General features: G+C 64.2%; 13 protein-coding genes and 1 tRNA gene. 13 read left to right on the forward strand and 1 reads right to left on the reverse strand.

Annotated elements, in window-relative coordinates:
* The 7 genes from K1X74_20005 (at nt 1) to K1X74_20035 (ending at nt 7,815) form a co-directional block, all read left to right on the forward strand.
* On the forward strand, nt 1-2,367 hold the full coding sequence (locus tag K1X74_20005; protein ID MBX7168631.1) for an ABC transporter permease: 2,367 nt from the start codon (nt 1-3) through the stop codon (nt 2,365-2,367).
* A 6-nt stretch (nt 2,368-2,373) separates the two neighbouring features.
* Nucleotides 2,374-3,612 (forward strand): HlyD family efflux transporter periplasmic adaptor subunit, encoded by a 1,239-nt coding sequence (locus K1X74_20010; GenBank protein MBX7168632.1) that lies wholly within the window; start codon nt 2,374-2,376, stop codon nt 3,610-3,612.
* 14 nt (nt 3,613-3,626) lie between these two features.
* Nucleotides 3,627-4,598, forward strand: coding sequence for a PmoA family protein (locus tag K1X74_20015; GenBank protein ID MBX7168633.1), 972 nt, complete (start codon nt 3,627-3,629; stop codon nt 4,596-4,598).
* Nucleotides 4,599-4,612: 14 nt separating this feature from the next.
* Nucleotides 4,613-5,401: an MOSC N-terminal beta barrel domain-containing protein gene (locus K1X74_20020; GenBank protein ID MBX7168634.1), complete on the forward strand. Its 789-nt coding sequence runs from the start codon at nt 4,613-4,615 to the stop codon at nt 5,399-5,401.
* Nucleotides 5,402-5,463: 62 nt separating this feature from the next.
* Nucleotides 5,464-5,841: a ribosomal protein L7/L12 gene (locus K1X74_20025; GenBank protein ID MBX7168635.1), complete on the forward strand. Its 378-nt coding sequence runs from the start codon at nt 5,464-5,466 to the stop codon at nt 5,839-5,841.
* Nucleotides 5,842-5,888: 47 nt separating this feature from the next.
* Complete coding sequence (locus tag K1X74_20030; protein MBX7168636.1) at nt 5,889-6,338, forward strand: cupin domain-containing protein; 450 nt, start codon at nt 5,889-5,891, stop codon at nt 6,336-6,338.
* 85 nt (nt 6,339-6,423) lie between these two features.
* The gene (locus K1X74_20035) at nt 6,424-7,815 is read left to right on the forward strand and encodes an RtcB family protein (GenBank protein ID MBX7168637.1); all 1,392 of its coding nucleotides are present in this window, start codon (nt 6,424-6,426) and stop codon (nt 7,813-7,815) included.
* 33 nt (nt 7,816-7,848) lie between these two features.
* Here the strand turns inward: K1X74_20035 and K1X74_20040 are convergent, their stop codons facing one another.
* Nucleotides 7,849-8,352: a DinB family protein gene (locus tag K1X74_20040; protein MBX7168638.1), complete on the reverse strand. Its 504-nt coding sequence runs from the start codon at nt 8,350-8,352 to the stop codon at nt 7,849-7,851.
* 133 nt (nt 8,353-8,485) lie between these two features.
* On the opposite strand from K1X74_20040, the gene K1X74_20045 reads away from it, so the two are divergent.
* The 6 genes from K1X74_20045 (at nt 8,486) to K1X74_20070 (ending at nt 15,806) form a co-directional block, all read left to right on the forward strand.
* Entirely contained in the window at nt 8,486-8,881 is a 396-nt protein-coding gene (locus K1X74_20045; GenBank protein MBX7168639.1) for a hypothetical protein, read from the forward strand.
* A gap of 76 nt (nt 8,882-8,957) precedes the next feature.
* On the forward strand, nt 8,958-9,950 hold the full coding sequence (locus tag K1X74_20050; GenBank protein ID MBX7168640.1) for a potassium channel protein: 993 nt from the start codon (nt 8,958-8,960) through the stop codon (nt 9,948-9,950).
* Nucleotides 9,951-10,235: 285 nt separating this feature from the next.
* The gene (locus K1X74_20055; protein ID MBX7168641.1) at nt 10,236-10,802 is read left to right on the forward strand and encodes a TetR/AcrR family transcriptional regulator; all 567 of its coding nucleotides are present in this window, start codon (nt 10,236-10,238) and stop codon (nt 10,800-10,802) included.
* A gap of 3 nt (nt 10,803-10,805) precedes the next feature.
* Complete coding sequence (locus tag K1X74_20060) at nt 10,806-12,149, forward strand: efflux RND transporter periplasmic adaptor subunit (protein MBX7168642.1); 1,344 nt, start codon at nt 10,806-10,808, stop codon at nt 12,147-12,149.
* Nucleotides 12,150-12,167: 18 nt separating this feature from the next.
* Nucleotides 12,168-15,428 (forward strand): efflux RND transporter permease subunit, encoded by a 3,261-nt coding sequence (locus tag K1X74_20065; protein MBX7168643.1) that lies wholly within the window; start codon nt 12,168-12,170, stop codon nt 15,426-15,428.
* Nucleotides 15,429-15,731: 303 nt separating this feature from the next.
* Nucleotides 15,732-15,806, forward strand: a tRNA-Pro gene (locus K1X74_20070).

Genomic DNA, 15,806 nt, shown 5'->3' on the forward strand with positions numbered 1-15,806 from the left:
ATGCTCGCTGCGCTCGATCGCAAGATGATTCGCGACGTCTGGCATATGAAGGGCCAGGTCTTGGCGATCTGCCTGGTGCTGGCCAGCGGCGTGGCGATGTTCATCCTGGCCCTGACCGCGCTCGACTCGCTCCAGATGACGCTCTCGGCCTATTGCGACCGGTACCGGCTGGGGCACGTCTTCGCGCACATGAAGCGAGCGCCGCTGGCGCTGGTCGAGCAATTGAGTGCAATTCCTGGTGTGGCCCGCGCCGAACCGCGGATCACCTTCGACGCCACGCTCGATATCGCCGGGATGACCGAGCCGGCCATCGGCCGGTTGATTTCTATTCCCGAGACGCGGCAGCCGCACCTCAACGCGCTGCACCTGCGCGAGGGGCGCTGGATCGAGCCCGGACGCGACGACGAAGTGATCATCAGCGAGGCGTTCGCGCTGGCGCAGCGAATGCATCCGGGCGATCGCCTGGTGGCGATCCTCAACGGCCGGCGCAAGCGACTGGAGATCGTCGGCGTGGCCCTCTCGCCCGAGTACATCTACCAGATCCGCCCCGGCGACATCTTCCCCGACGACAAGCGGTTTGGGGTCATCTGGATGGGACAGCGTCCGATGGAGGCCGTCTTCGACATGGACGGCGCCTTCAACGACCTGACGATCAGCTTGATGCCCGGGGCGAGCGTCAAGGAAGTGCTGCGCCGCGTCGACCAGTTGACCGAGCCCTACGGCGGCGTGGGGGCGTTCGATCGCTCGGAACAAGTGTCGTATCGGTTCGTCCGCAATGAAATCGATCAATTGCAGTCGATGGCCATCGTCGTGCCGACAATCTTTCTCTCCGTGGCTGCTTTCCTGCTGAACGTCGTGCTCAAGCGCCTGGTCAGTACGCAGCGCGAGCAGATCGCCGCCATCAAGGCGTTCGGCTACACGCACTGGGAAGTGGGTCTGCATTACCTCAAACTCGTGCTGTTCATCGTGTTCTGCGGGGGGCTGCTGGGCACGGCCATGGGGGCCTATCTGGGCTGGAACCTCAGCCGGATGTACGCCCGCTTCTATCACTTTCCGCACCTGCAATTTCAGTTGCGCGCGCAAACCATCGTGCTCTCCGGGCTGATCGCCGTGGCGGCCGCGGTGCTGGGCACCTGGCGCGCGGTCAGCGCGGCGATCAACCTGCCGCCGGCCGAGGCGATGCGCCCCGAGCCGCCCGCGAAGTTTCGGCCCACCGTGCTCGAGCGCCTGGGCCTGCAGCGGCTGTTCGACCAGCCGACCCGGATGATCATGCGCCATCTGGAGCGCGAGCCGATCAAGGCTGCCTTGGCCAGCTTCGGGATCGCCATGGCCGTGGCCGTGCTCGTCGTGGGCAATTTCGGTCTCGATGCGGTCAATTACATCTTTGCCGCGCAGTTCGACCTGGCGCAGCGCCAAGACATCAGCTTGACGTTCGTCGAACCACGCCCGGCGCGGGCCATCTTCGAGGCGGAACACCTGCCCGGCGTCATCCAGTCGGAAGTGTTCCGCGCAGTGCCGGTGCGGTTCCGGGCGGGCCATCGCACGCGGCTCTCCGGCATCGTGGGTCTGCCGCAACGGCCCCGTTTGAATCAGGTGATCGACGACGACTTGCGCAACGTGGTGTTGCCGCCCGAAGGCGTCGTATTGTCGACGAACCTGGCGCAGGCATTGGGTGTCGACGTGGGCGAGCCCGTCACGGTCGAGATCCTCGAGGGCGAACGACCGATTCGTTCGCTCGTCGTGGGCGCGATCGCGTCGCAGTTCATCGGTACGGCCGCCTACATGGAAATCGGCGCTTTGCACCGCTTTATGCGCGAGGGGGCCAGTGTGTCCGGCGCCTATCTGCTCACCGATCCGCTGGTCAACGACAATCTCTACCAGCAACTCAAAGAGACCCCCGGGGTGGCCAGCGTGGCACTCAAGGGGGCCGTGGTCGAGAGTTTTCGCAATACCGTGGCCGAAAACCTGTTGCGGATGCGCCTCTTTAACATTGGTTTCGCCTCGATCATTGCTTTCGGCGTGGTTTACAATAGTGCTCGGATTGCCTTGTCGGAGCGGGGGCGCGAGCTGGCGAGCTTGCGCGTACTCGGATTCACGCGTGGAGAAATCTCGTATATCCTGCTAGGCGAACTGGCCGTGCTGACCTTGGCCGCGCTGCCCGTGGGGTTGACGATCGGCTACATACTCTGCTGGTTCGCCACGACTTCGACCAACAGCGAATTCATCTCGCTGCCGGTCGTGGTGCAGCGAGGGACGTACGCCTTTGCCGTGCTGGTGGTGTTGATCGCAGCGTTGTTCTCGGGCCTGGTCGTCCGGCGGCGACTCGATCATTTGGACCTGATTGCCGTCCTCAAAACCCGCGAATAGTGCACCATGTTGCGCAACCCGGACGGCACAAAACGGCGTCAGTGGGGCAAGCTCTTGCGCCGCACCGCGGGGATTTCCGGGGGCCTGGCCGTCGTGGCGGCGATCGTCGTGGCCATGCTGCCCCGCGCGCAACCGGTCGACATGGAACAGGTGGTCACCGGGCCGCTGGTCGTCACGGTCGACGAAGAGGGCAAGACCCGGGTGCGCGAGCGCTACATCGTCTCGGCACCGCTGATGGGCCGCATGCAGCGCATCGAGCTCGACCCCGGTGACGAAGTTGGCGCCGGACAGACGCTGCTGGCGGTGATCGAGCCGTCGGACCCGTCGCTGCTCGATCCTCGGGCGCGGGCCGAGGCCGAGGCCCGCGTCAAAGCGGCCGAGGCCAGTGTCGAAGCGGCGCAGCCCAACTTGGAGCGTGCCAAGGCAGCGCTCGATTTTGCCCGCAACGAGTTCGAGCGTGCCAAGCAGATGTACGAAACGAAGACGGCGCCGCTGGTCGATTTCGAGAATACGCAATTGTTGCTCCGTACGCGCGTCGAAGAATTGCGATCGGCCGAACTGGGCCAGCAAATCGCGCAATTCGAACTCGAGCAGGCCAAGGCGGCGCTGCTGCGCACCCGACCCGAAGCCGAGGCTGGCAGCGACAATCACTTTGAAATCCGTTCGCCGATCAACGGTCGCGTGCTGCGCGTCCGTCAGGAGAGTGCTGGGATCGTCACGCCCGGCACCGAGCTGGTCGAGTTGGGCGATCCGGCCGACTTGGAGGTCGAGATCGACGTGCTGTCGAGCGATGCAGTGAAGATGCGCGTCGGCACGCGGATCATCCTCGAACAATGGGGCGGCGACCATCCGCTGAACGCCACCGTCAAACGCATCGAACCTTCGGCCTTCACGAAGATCTCGGCGCTCGGAGTCGAGGAACAGCGCGTGTACGTCGTGGGCGATCTGAACGACACCCTGGAAGATCGCAGCGCCCTGGGGGACGGGTTTCGCGTCGAAGCCCGCATCGTCATCTGGGAGTCGCCCCAGGTGCTTCTGGTGCCTACCAGCGCGCTGTTCCGCCAGGGCGAAGAATGGGCCGTTTTTTGCGTTGCAGACGGACGCGCGCAAACTCGCGTGGTCAAAATTGGACATCGCAACGCCCTGCAGGCCGAGGTGGTCGAGGGCCTGCGCGAAGGCGACACCGTGATCGTGCATCCCGGGGACAGCATCAAAGATCAGATTCGCGTCCAGCGTCGGGCATAGAACAAGGCGGGTCGATGCGACGAACGGTGCAAGCCAGGGTGCTGTTATGGACGCTCGTCGTGCTCGCGGCAGGCGCAAACGCCTTGCGGGCCGCGGACGCCACGTCGCCGGCCGTGTCGTTTGATCAGCACGACGATCGCCTGTCGATCCGAATTGGCGATCGACAGGTAGCCGAATATCGGTGGCAGGACCCGGAGATCTCGCGGCCATACCTGTGTGATGTCTACACCACGGGCGGTTTCCGTGTGACGCGCAATCACCCCCCGGTAGCAGGTCAGGACCCCACGGATCACGACAAGTTTCACCCGGGCATCTGGCTGGCGTTCGGCGATTTGAGCGGCGCCGATTCGTGGCGCAACAAGGCCGCGATTCGCCAACTTGAAATCAGCGAACCGCCCCGGGTAGACAGTGGCGTCGGCGCGTTTGAGGTCCGTCAGGAGTATCGGAACGCTGCCGGGGACCAGGTGCTCGCCGAGGAAGCATGTCGCCGAGAGATTCGCGTGCGGGCCGAGGGCTGGCTGCTCGTGTGGAATTCGACCTTCAAGCCGCGCGGATCGGAAATCGTTTTCGGCGATCAAGAGGAACTCGGCCTCGGCGTCCGACTAGCAACTCCGCTGGCCGTCAAGCAAGGTGGCCGGATCGTCAACAGTGACGGCCTGGAGAACGAGGCGCAGGCGTGGGGCAAGCAAGCCGATTGGTGTGAATACTCCGGCGAGTTCCAGGGGCGCCGCGTCGGCGTGCTCTTGATGCCTGATCCGAACAATTTCCGGCGCTCGTGGTTCCATGCCCGCGATTACGGCTTCATCGCCGCCAACCCCTTTGGGCGGGCCGCGTTTACCGGCGGCGAACCGAGCCGCGTGGTGGTGCGTTCCGGTGAGGCTTTTTCTCTGCGTTATGCCGTCTTGATCTTCGACGAAGACCCGGCGCAGCCCTTCGATCGGGCCCGCGTGTTTCGTGACGTTGTGAAATCGTGGAGTGGCCGCTAGGCGCGAGGGCCCGCATGGCACCGAGCGTGCTCGAGCAGATTTGGATATATCCGATCAAGTCGCTCGACGGTGTGCGAGTCGACGCGGCCGCGGTCTTGCCGAGCGGCGCACTGGCCCACGACCGACGCTGGGCGCTCGTCGATGCCGCGGGGCCCGAACCGCGGCCGTTCGTGAATGCGAAACAAACGGCGCGGATTCATGCCCTGCGCGCCCAGTTCGAGCTCGACTGCCGCAAGGTTCGTCTGCAGGGCGACGGGCGGGAATTCCAAGGGACGATTGATGCGCCGGAATCGCTGGCCTGGCTGTCGGCGTTCTTCGGCCGCGAAGTCGGGCTCGTCGAGAATGCTGCGACAGGCTGGCCCGACGATACCGAAGCCTCGGGGCCGACGATCGTGTCGCGGGGCACGCTAGCAAGCGTCGGCGAATGGTTCGAGGGTTGGGCGACCGAGGAAGCGACGCGGCGGTTCCGTCCCAACCTGGTGCTCGCGATCGATGAGCCCTTTTGGGAAGACCGGCTGTACGGCCCAGGCGTGGCGACCGTGCGGTTTCGAATCGGTGCGGTCGAGTTCGAAGGCACGAATCCGTGCCAGCGCTGTGTCGTGCCGAGCCGGCAGCCCCAAACGGGGATCATCACAAGCGGTTTTGCCCGCCGCTTTGCCGAGCAGCGCGAGGCCACCTTGCCAGGCTGGGCGGCGCGCGATCGGTTCGACCATTTCTACCGGCTGACCGTGAATACGCGCCTGGCGCCTGGCTGCAGCGGCGGCACCATTCGATGCGGCGACCGAATTGAGATTGTCGAGTAGCGTCTGCCTGCGGAGAATGGCTTGGCGTTCTTCACCAGTCCAGGCCGCAGCCGCAATTGCCAATGCGTTGTCCCCAGTGTCATCGCGAGAACAAGGCCGACGCGTCGATGTGTCGCCACTGCGGCGCGCGGTTGGAGCCCGATGTTCAGGAGGACGTTCCGGCGTCGAAGCCGTCGCGGGCCGATCTGCCCGCCTGGCAGGCCACCGCATTGACGATGTTCGAGCAGGGGCGCGTGATCGATGCGATCAAGGCCTGCCGCGCCGAGACCGGGCTTGGTCTGAAGGAAGCCAAGGAAGCCGTCGAACGACTGGCCGCCGAGCACGGCTTGTCGGACGTCGTCCGTCGGCAGCAGCGCACGCAAACCTTGGGCTGCATGATTCTGGCCGTCGTGGGCGTATCGCTGATCGCGTCGTTTGTTTGGCTCAGCATCCGCGGCTGATCGGCGGCGCTCGCCGGAATCAACATCAACGCAAGGACGAGATCGACATGCCAGGCGACGTGTTGCATATCGACAAAGGCGCAGGCGCGCTCTACCGGGTGCTCGGCGGCGATGTCATCTATTGCAAGCTCGTCGGCAGCGATACGGGTGGCGCTTTCAGCGTGTTCGAGACGATCGTACCGCCGCAAGGAGGGCCGCCGCCGCACGTTCATCACCGCGAAGACGAAACGTTTTATGTCGTCGAAGGGCAATTCGAGTTTTCGGTTTCCGGCCGCACGATCAGCGCTGGGCCGGGGGCTGTCGTCTATGCGCCACGCGATCTGCCCCATCGATTTCAGAACGATTCCGCCACGCCCGGGAAGATGCTGGTCATCGCCTGCCCGGCGGGGATCGAGCATTTCTTTGCCGAGCTATCTCAGTTCCCCGCGACCGGGCCGCCCGAAGTCGAGAAGCTGCAAGCGCTCGCTCTTCGCTACGGGCTCGAGTTATTTCTGTAGCATTTATGGCGTTCGTGCCGGCGAACCAAGCTGCGCAGCTGCGTGTCTGTGGGTTGCCTAATGCACGCTTGCGAATGATTGATCGATGAACGCTCGACAGTTGGAAAAACTCGGGGTCCCACGCTATGCGTTCAAGACCGCGTTGCTCGCGATTCAGCAGGCCGCGGCCGCGGGCCAGTTGCGCGGGAAGAACCTGAAAGAGACGATTCATGCCATCGTCGCCGCGCCGCAGCAGTATGCGGAGGACGCGGTGTTCGGGCCGCTGGCGCGCGAGCTCGCCGAAGCCGGACCTGCTCAGCCGCCTGCCGAGCCGATTGCTTACCGCACCTGGGGAACGCAGATCGACGACGCGTCGCATGCCCAGATGCGCCAGGCGTGTCAATTGCCCGTGGCGCGCGCGGCAGCGTTGATGCCGGATGCGCACGTCGGTTACGGATTGCCGATCGGCGGTGTGCTGGGGCTCGAGAACGCCGTGGCGCCCTATGCGGTGGGCGTTGATATCGCCTGCCGGATGAAGCTGTCGGTCCTCGACCTGCCGGTCTGGACACTCAAAGACAAATTCAATCTTTACAAAGAGGCGGTCGAAGGCGGCACCCGGTTCGGCGTGGGCGGCGAATACCGCAAGCCGTTCGATCACGAAGTCATGGACCGCGACTGGTCCATCACGCCAGTCACGCGCGAGAATCGTGACAAGGCCTGGCATCAGCTCGGCACCTCGGGGTCCGGGAACCACTTCGTCGAGTTCGGCGTGCTCAAGCTCGAGCTGCCTGACGCCGAGCTGCGCCTCGATGCCGGCGAGTACGTCGCGCTGCTCAGCCACAGCGGCAGCCGCGGGACTGGCGCCGCGGTGTGTTCGGTGTACAGCAACCTGGCGCGCGTGCGGCTGCCCAAGCGCTACGAAGACGCCGGCCGGTTGGCCTGGCTCGATCTCGACACGCACGAGGGGCAGGCCTATTGGGCGGCGATGAACCTGATGGGCGACTACGCAGCGGCGAATCACGACGTGATCCACCGGCAGGTGAGCAAACTGCTCGGCGCGCAGATCGTGGCCGGGGTCGAAAATCACCACAACTTTGCCTGGAAAGAGCTCCACGGTGGCCGCGAGCTGATCGTGCATCGCAAAGGCGCGACGCCGGCCGCGCCGGGTCAGCTGGGCGTGATTCCCGGCTCCATGGCCGATCCGGCTTACGTCGTTCGCGGGCGCGGCAATCCGGAGAGCTTGATGTCGGCCTCGCACGGTGCTGGCCGGCGAATGTCGCGCACCGCCGCGCGCGATAAGTATCGCTTCAAGGCTGTACAGGCCGACCTGGCCCGCCGCGGGATTCGCGTCTTGTCGGCCGGTGCCGACGAGGTTCCCGGCGTCTACAAGGACATCCGCCAGGTGATGGCCGAACAGTCCGACCTGGTCGACGTGGTTGCCGAATTTCAGCCGAAAATCGTCAAGATGAGCGACGACGGGAGCAAGGCAGAGGACTGACGCCTGTCCGCCGGCGCTTGTCGAGGCACGCCGCTACCAGCGCGGCGCGCTGCCGAACATTCGCCGCAAGAGGGCGATCTGGCCAGTGTGCACCATCTCGTGGCGCGCACACCAGAGAATCGCGCCGAGCTTCGTGATGAACAACGGGTGCGGCGGATCGCCGGCACTTTCGTCCAGTTCCGCGTCGGTGAGCGTCGGCAGTAAGCGGAGCGCGGCGACGTGCACGCGCTGCAGCGCCGCGCGGATCTCCGCAGGCGTGGGATTCGCCTGCGGGTCGGCCTGAGGTTGTGAACCGCGGCCGAACGCCTGGCGAAATGCGGTCGAGATCAATGCCTCATCTTCCGGCTGCTCACCCCGGATGCGTTTCAAGACAAGCCCGTACTCGGCCACGGCCAGGTGCCCAGCTTGCCAGGCGACGTGTGTCACGCCTGCGGCAGGCAGCCGAAACCACAGCTCGTCCGGCAAGTCGGCGATCGTCATGTTGGTGTATTCGCGTGCTGCGATGAGCTGATCGATGGCGAGCGTGAGTGGCGACATCGTGTTCTGCGACTGGGGATGGAGGTTTGGTGGCGGCATTGTAGAAAGGCGAGTAAGATCGTGTCGAGCCGCAGCCCGAGGGGACCGATGTGAGTGAAACGGATCCGAGCAATTCGCCAGGGCACCCAGCGAAATGTCCGTGCCAATCATCTTTCCTTGTCTGGACGACAGCGACGCGCCGGCGGCGATCGAATGGCTGGTGAATGCCTTCGGTTTTTCCAAACACATGTCCACAATGATCCCGGACGGCCAGGTGGCGCATACCGAACTAAGCCTGGGCCCTGCGGTGATCATGCTGAGCTCCGCCAGGCCGGACCGAGGCTGGGTGAGCCCGCGCGATTTGCAGGCCTTGAGTCAACTGGTGTCGGTGACGATCGACGATCCCGACGCTCGCTTTTCCCAGGCCAGGTCGGCCGGCGCGACCATTCTGCAAGACGTACGCAACAAAGCCCACGGTTCGCGCGGCGACCTGGAAGGCAATCAGTGGTACTTCGGCACCTACCGGCCCGGCGCCTCCTGGACGAAATGAGGCGGCCGAGCGGTCGTGCGGCTTGCCAGGTTGTGTCGAGGGTGGCTGCCCTCAACGAGGCCAGGAGGCTTGGCACATGCCCTTAGGCGGTGTTGCCCGCATCGTGGTGCTGTTGGCGTTGTTGCCGCTGTTCGGCACGATCGGCTTTCGAATCATCGAGGGCTGGCCGTGGTTCGACTGCCTGTACATGTCCGTCACGACGATCACGACGGTCGGCTTCATGGAGGTGCATCCGCTGTCGACGGCGGGGCGGATCTTTGTGATGACCTACCTGATCGTCGGGTTGGGAGTGTTCTTTTTCGGCGTTGTGCAACTGGGCGAGATGGTCGTCCGGATCGAATTGACACACTGGTTGGAGAAGCGCCGCATGGATTCGACCATTCGCACGCTCAAGGGGCATTTCATCGTCTGCGGCTATGGCCGCATGGGACAAGCGTTGTGCCGCCAAATGGCGGCCAAGCGCATGCCGTTTGTCGTCATCGACCGCGACGAGTCGCTTGTGAGCAGCTCGCTCGCCGATGGCTGGCCGGCTTTGGCGGGCGACGCCACGGACGATCACGTCTTGCAAAGTGCGGGCATTGAACGGGCGCGAGGACTCGCGGCTGTGCTGGCGAGCGATGCAGACAACCTGTACATCGTGCTGTCCGCGCGGCTGCTGTCGAAAGACCTGATGATCATTTCCCGGGCCGAGGACGATTCGAGTGTCGCCAAGCTCAAGAAGGCGGGCGCCGACCGCGTGATGACGCTGTTCGAGACGAGTGCCGCACGGATGGCACATCTGCTCGTCAACCCCAACGTCGAGGAGTTCTTCGAGATCTTCCGCACCGAGGGAACGGCACTCGACCTGGCCGAGATTCACGTCTCGCAGAACAGTGTCTATGCCGGGCGGCGGCTCGCCGAAACCGATCTGCGCAATCGGGGCGTAATCGTGGTGGGCATCCGGCAGGGCAGCGGCAATTTGGTGCTACCGCCTCCCAGCTCAATCGAGATTCAAATCGACGACCGGCTGATTGTGCTGGGCCGTGCCGACGCAATCGCCGAGCTGATGCGGGCCGGAGGCTCTGAGTAAGGCCGCAACTCCCATCTGGGATTATAGATACGGCGATCTGTGCCGTCAGGAATCTACCGGTTCATCGCACCCTATATCGGTGGCTGCGACAAAGTGTGTCTTGAACCGCTCAGATCGCCGACCTAAGATACCTACCGGTCGGTATGCATTTGGGTGAATGTTTGCGCTAAGTGCCTGTTGTTGGGTGTTTGGGACGTTTGGGTTGAGGTAGCCATGTCGGCAGAGGCCACAAGCACCACAAATAACTCTAGCGCCCTAATGATTGCGCAGGCGGCCGCCCGACTGATGGCCGCCAAGGGGTATGACGCCACTTCGGTGCGCGACATCGTCGAGGCCTGTCACGTCACCAAGCCGACCCTGTACTACTACTTCAAGAGCAAGAAGGGTCTCGCGCAAGCGCTCGTCACCGTGCCCATGACGGCATTGGTCGACGCCCTGCATACGATTCTCGCGGACGATCGAGCGGGACGCGACAAGCTCGTCGGAATGGTTGAGACCCAGTTTGTCTTTTGCCGCGAGAACCCGGATCGGGCTCGCTTTGTCTATGCGTTGTTCTTCGGTCCAGCGGGGACCGAGATGTCACAAGAGCTGGCCGGGTTCGGGCAGCAGATTGCCGAGGCCATCGAGCACGCCGTCTTGCAGTCGGTCGCCGAAGGGGCGCTCGACGGTGCCCGTGTCGAGCGTTGCGTCGCCGCGGTACGCGGAGCGGTGGCGATTTCCACGATGGACCACCTCTACCGTGATCGGCCCTTGGGTCCCGAGCTCGCCGGCCAGATCGTCGACGACCTGTTTCGAGGATTCGCGGCAAGCGTCGAGCTTGTGCCCGATCGCTCCGCGGGAGTGTCCCCATAAGCCATGAGCCATCGATTTGCTTCCCTGTTCGCTGTCGCACTCGCGGGATCGCTGCTGCCGGCTACGGGCTGCCACCAGGCGGCTTCGCTTGAGGAAACCGCCGAGAAGCCGCCCGTCAACATCACGGTTGCCAAGGCCGAGGCCCGGATGCTCGACACGTCGATCGGCGTCGTCGGCACGCTCAAGGGCTGGGAAGAGGTCGAGATCAGCGCCAAGCGCTCGGGGCACGTGCTGAAGACGCCGCACGACGTCGGCGACCGGGTCAAGCCCGCCGAGGTACTGGTGCAGCTCGACCCGGTCGACACGGACCTCATGTTGCAGCAGGCCGAGCGTCGCTTGCAGGCCGAGTTGGCCCGGCTGGGCGTCGACGAAACGCCGCGCGAAGACTTCGACGTGCGGACGGTGCCCCAGGTGATCCAGGCCCAGGTGGCGTACGATCGGGCAGTCGACCGCCTGAATCGGCAAAAGAAACTGAAACAGCAAAACGTCAGCACAGACGAAGTCTTTCTCGACGCGGAATTCGGCATGCGCGAGGCTCAGGCAGCCCTCGAAACGGCAACGCTCGCCGCGCGCACGACTTTGGCGATGGCCCAGGCGGCCAATGTCGAGGTCCAGGTTGCCAGCCAGGCTCGTCGTGACATGGACATCGCTGCGCCCGAGCCTTCGCTGGTGCCCGAAGGAATCAGTGGCCCGCTGGTCTATGCCATTACCAAGCGCAACGCCACCGAAGGGCAGATGATTCAGCCGGGCGATCCGGTGGCGCATCTGGTGATCGAAGATCCGCTCCGGGCTTGGGCCAATGTGCCGGAGAGATATGCGCCCTATGTGACGGCCGGACAAGTCGTGAAATTCACCGTGGCCTCGCATCCCGACCGCGTCTTCGAGGGCGCGATCCGGTGGGTGAACCCAGCGGTGGACGAGCGGTCGCGGACCTTCGTGGTCGAGGTGCTGATTCATAACACCGATCGCGCCCTGCGCCCGGGCAGTTTTGCCAAGCTCGACATCGTGGTGCAGCGCACTGAGCGCACGGTTGTGCCCGCCGAGTCGGTCGTCCGCTTCGCCGGCGTGACCAAGCTGTTCGTGGTTCGCGATCAAAAGGCGGTCGAGGTGCCGGTTTCGACCGGGCCCTTGCACGAGGGCTGGCTGGAAGTAGCGGGCGAGGTGCATGCCGACGACGTCGTCGTGACCTCGGGCCAAAGTCAGTTGGCCGATGGCGCGGCAGTCGTCGTGCGTGCGTCGTCGTCGCCCGAACAGCCGGCCGCGGCGCAAACGGCGACCGCCCCGCATCCGCAGTCGAAGGTCGCGGACGATGCGGCGGCCGAGTCGGCACCGTCCCCCGATGCCTGAGCCGCGAGCAGAGTTGTCATGAATCTGTCCGAAATCTGCATTCGCCGGCCGGTCTTCGCCTGGGTCCTGGTGTCGTGGCCCGTGGTCCTAGGGCTTCTGTCGTATTTTCGCCTCGGCGTCGATCTGTTTCCGAACGTCGACTTTCCGGTCTGCGTCGTCACCACGACCCTACCCGGCGCCAGCGCCGAGGAGATGGAAACCTCGGTCACCAAGGTAATCGAAGACGCGGTGAACACGATTTCGGGCGTCGATTCGATCCGGTCGACTAGTGGCGAGGGCATCTCGCTGGTGATCGTGCAATTCGCTCTCACCAAGAACGGCGACGTCGGGGCGCAGGAGGTGCGCGACAAGATCGGCACGATTCTCGCGCTGCTGCCCGAGGGTAGCGATCCGCCGGTGGTCGACCGCTTCGATACCGAGGCGATGCCGATCATGACCGTGGTCGTCTCGGGAAATCGCGACTTGCGCGAGATCACCGAGATTGCACGGCGCCAGGTCAAGGAACAGATCGAGACGGTCAGCGGTGTCGGCGCGGCCATGCTGCTCGGCGGCCGCCAACGGAGCATCAACGTGACGGTCGATCCCGACCGCTTGATTGCATACGGCCTGTCGATCGAAGACGTGAAGCTGGCGCTGCAGCGGCAGAATCTCGAGGTGCCCGGCGGGCGGGTCGACGAAGGGGCCCGCGAACTCGTCGTGCGGACGCTGGGCCGATTGAACACGGCCGAGCAATTCAACGATCTGATCATTACCGATCGCGACGGTTACCCGGTGCGCGTCCGCGACGTGGGGGAAGCGGTCGAGGGCGTGGAAGAGCCTCGCTCGCTATCGCGCCTCAACGGCCGCGACGCCGTCAGCGTGATCGTGCAGAAGCAGTCGGGCACCAATGTCGTCACCGTGACCGATGCGGTCCACAAGCGGCTCAATCGCGTCAAGGGCGCGCTGCCGCCGGACATCAAGATGGAAATCATCCGCGATCAATCGCGATGGGTTCGCAAGTCGATCGAGGAAGTGCAGTTTCACCTGTTGCTGGCCGGCGTGCTGGTGTCGGCCACGATCATGCTCTTCATCCGCGATTGGCGCACGACGCTGATCGCCACCTTGGCCATCCCGACGTCGATCGTGCCCACGTTCGCCTTCATGTACTACATGGGCTTCACGCTCAACAATATCACCATGTTGGGCCTGATTTTGGCCATTGGCATCGTGATCGACGATGCGGTAGTCGTGCATGAAAACATCTTCCGGCTGATGGAAGAAGACGGGCTCAACGGCATGGAAGCCGCGCGGCGCGGCACGCGCGAGATCGCCTTGCCGGTTATGGCCACCAGCCTATCGCTGGTGATCATCTTCGTGCCGCTCGCCTTCATGGGGGGGATCGTCGGCCGCTTCTTCTCGAGCTTCGGCCTCACCGTGGCTTTCGCGATCACGATGAGCCTGTTCGTGTCGTTCACGCTCACGCCGATGCTCTGCAGCCGGTTCCTCAAGCTCGAAGCGGATCACTCAGGCAAGGCGAAGTCGAAGTCGGGCTTCGTCTGGCGCAACCTCGACAAATGGTACGGCCGTTTGCTCGCCTGGTCGTTGCGCCATCGGTTCGCGATTGTCGCTTTGACCATCCTCACGTTCTTTAGCACGGTGCCGATCGGCCGGATCATGGGCCTGAATCTGATTCCGCGCGACGATCAAAGCGAATACGAAGTGGCCATCACCACGCCCGAAGGCTACACACTGCAGCGCACGGCGGCCATTCTGACCGAACTCGAGCACCGGCTGCACAAGGTGCGCGGCACCGTTTACACGTTCAGCTCGGTCGGTACGTTCGGCCGCAACGGCAAGGGCCAAGGCGCCGTGACGACTGGCACCGTGTACGTGCGCATGAAGGAACTCGAGGACCGTGAGTACTCGCAGTTCGTCGTGCAGGAAGAAGTGCGCCGCATGATGGTCGAATACCCCGACCTGCGCGCGGGCGTTAACGACGTGTCGCCATTCCAGGGCGGCGGCCGGGCCCAGGTCTTTCAAGTCGAGCTCAACGGGCCCGACCTGGAGAAGCTCGCCGAATACGCCACCGAGCTCAAGGGCAAGCTCGCCGAGGCCGGCGGCATCAGCGATCTCGACACGACCCTGTCGCTGCGCAATCCCGAGCTGCAGGTGGTCGTCGATCGAGAGGCCGCCAGCGATTTGGGAATCTCGGTCGGCGCGGTGGCCGACACGTTGCGCGTGCTCGTGGGCGGGATGATCGTGTCGAGTTTCCGTGAGCAGGGCCAGCAATACGATATCTGGCTCCGCGCCCAGGCACGTGACCGCTCGTCGATCGAGGATCTGTACGGTCTCACAGTGGCGTCGCCCGCCGTGGGGCCCGTGTCCGTTTCGAATCTGGCCGACGTGGTCGAGCGCCGCGGACCAAGCGTCATCGAGCGCAAGGATCGCCAGCGCATTGTCACCGTGTTGGGCAATCCATCGGGCATTGCACTGGGCGATTGCGTCGAGCGGGCGCGCAAATACATGGCCGACATGAAGCTGCCGCCAGAATACTCGGTCAGCTTCGGCGGGCAGGCCGAGACGCTCGGCGAGACCGTTTATTTCCTCGGCATCGCCGTGCTGATGTCGATCGTCTTCATGTACCTGATTCTCGCGGCCCAATTCGAAAGCTGGACGCAGCCGGTCGCCATCCTCATGGCCCTGCCCGTGACGTTGCCTTTCGCGCTGCTGTCGCTGGTGCTGGCGCGCACGCCGATGGACATCTACGCGATGTTCGGGCTGTTCATGTTGATCGGCATCGTCAAGAAGAACGGCATCTTGCAGGTCGACTGCACTAACCAGTTGCGCGCCCAGGGACGCAATCTGTTCGAGGCCATTCTCGAGGCCAATCACACCCGGTTACGGCCGATCTTGATGACGACCGTGATGCTCGTCGCGGCGATGATCCCCATCGCGCTCGGCCAGGGGCCGGGCGCCGGCGCCCGCGCAAGCATGGCCAAGGTCATCATCGGCGGCCAGTCCCTGTCGCTGGTGCTGGCATTGATCGTCACGCCCGTGTTCTATCACCTGCTCGACGGGTTGGTGCGTTTCGCGTATCGCCACGGGCTGAGGTTCTCAGTCGAGCACGAACCGTCGCGTAGCGCGGCCGCAGATTCCCCAGGTGCTGCCGAGGCAGCCGCGGCCGAGAACGGCGCAGCCTTAGCCGGCAACGGGGTCAAAGACGGTGCGACCGCAGGCGCCGGAAACGGCTCGCACGATCTGGGCGAGCACGCAGGCCGCGAGCACCAATCGGTGGGCTGAGTCGGGTCCATAAAAGCGCGTCCGCCGGTTGTCGAACAACCCGGGGCACCGTGAAACTCCCTTCGGCCTCGAAGTTCGCCGTCCAGGTGGGCCGCGATCATGCGCCCCTACCGGCGGATCGCCCGCGTTGCAAAGCGACGCTTATTGTGCGATATTTGCCTCCTTGGTCGCAGTCGAACACCAGCAGCCACGCGCGTACGTCGCGAGACGGCGTGCAGGACCTGGCTGGCCCGCTCGACCAAACCGATTCACCGCAACGAGCCACATGCAGCACCCCTGTTAGCGTGGCCGTCGCGTGAACATCGGGGCGTGGCGCAGCCTGGCTAGCGCGCTTGACTGGGGGTCAAGAGGTCGCAGGTTCAAATCCTGTCGCCCCGA

The sequence above is a fragment of the Pirellulales bacterium genome (genome assembly GCA_019694435.1).
Taxonomy (GTDB): domain Bacteria; phylum Planctomycetota; class Planctomycetia; order Pirellulales; family JAEUIK01; genus JAIBBZ01.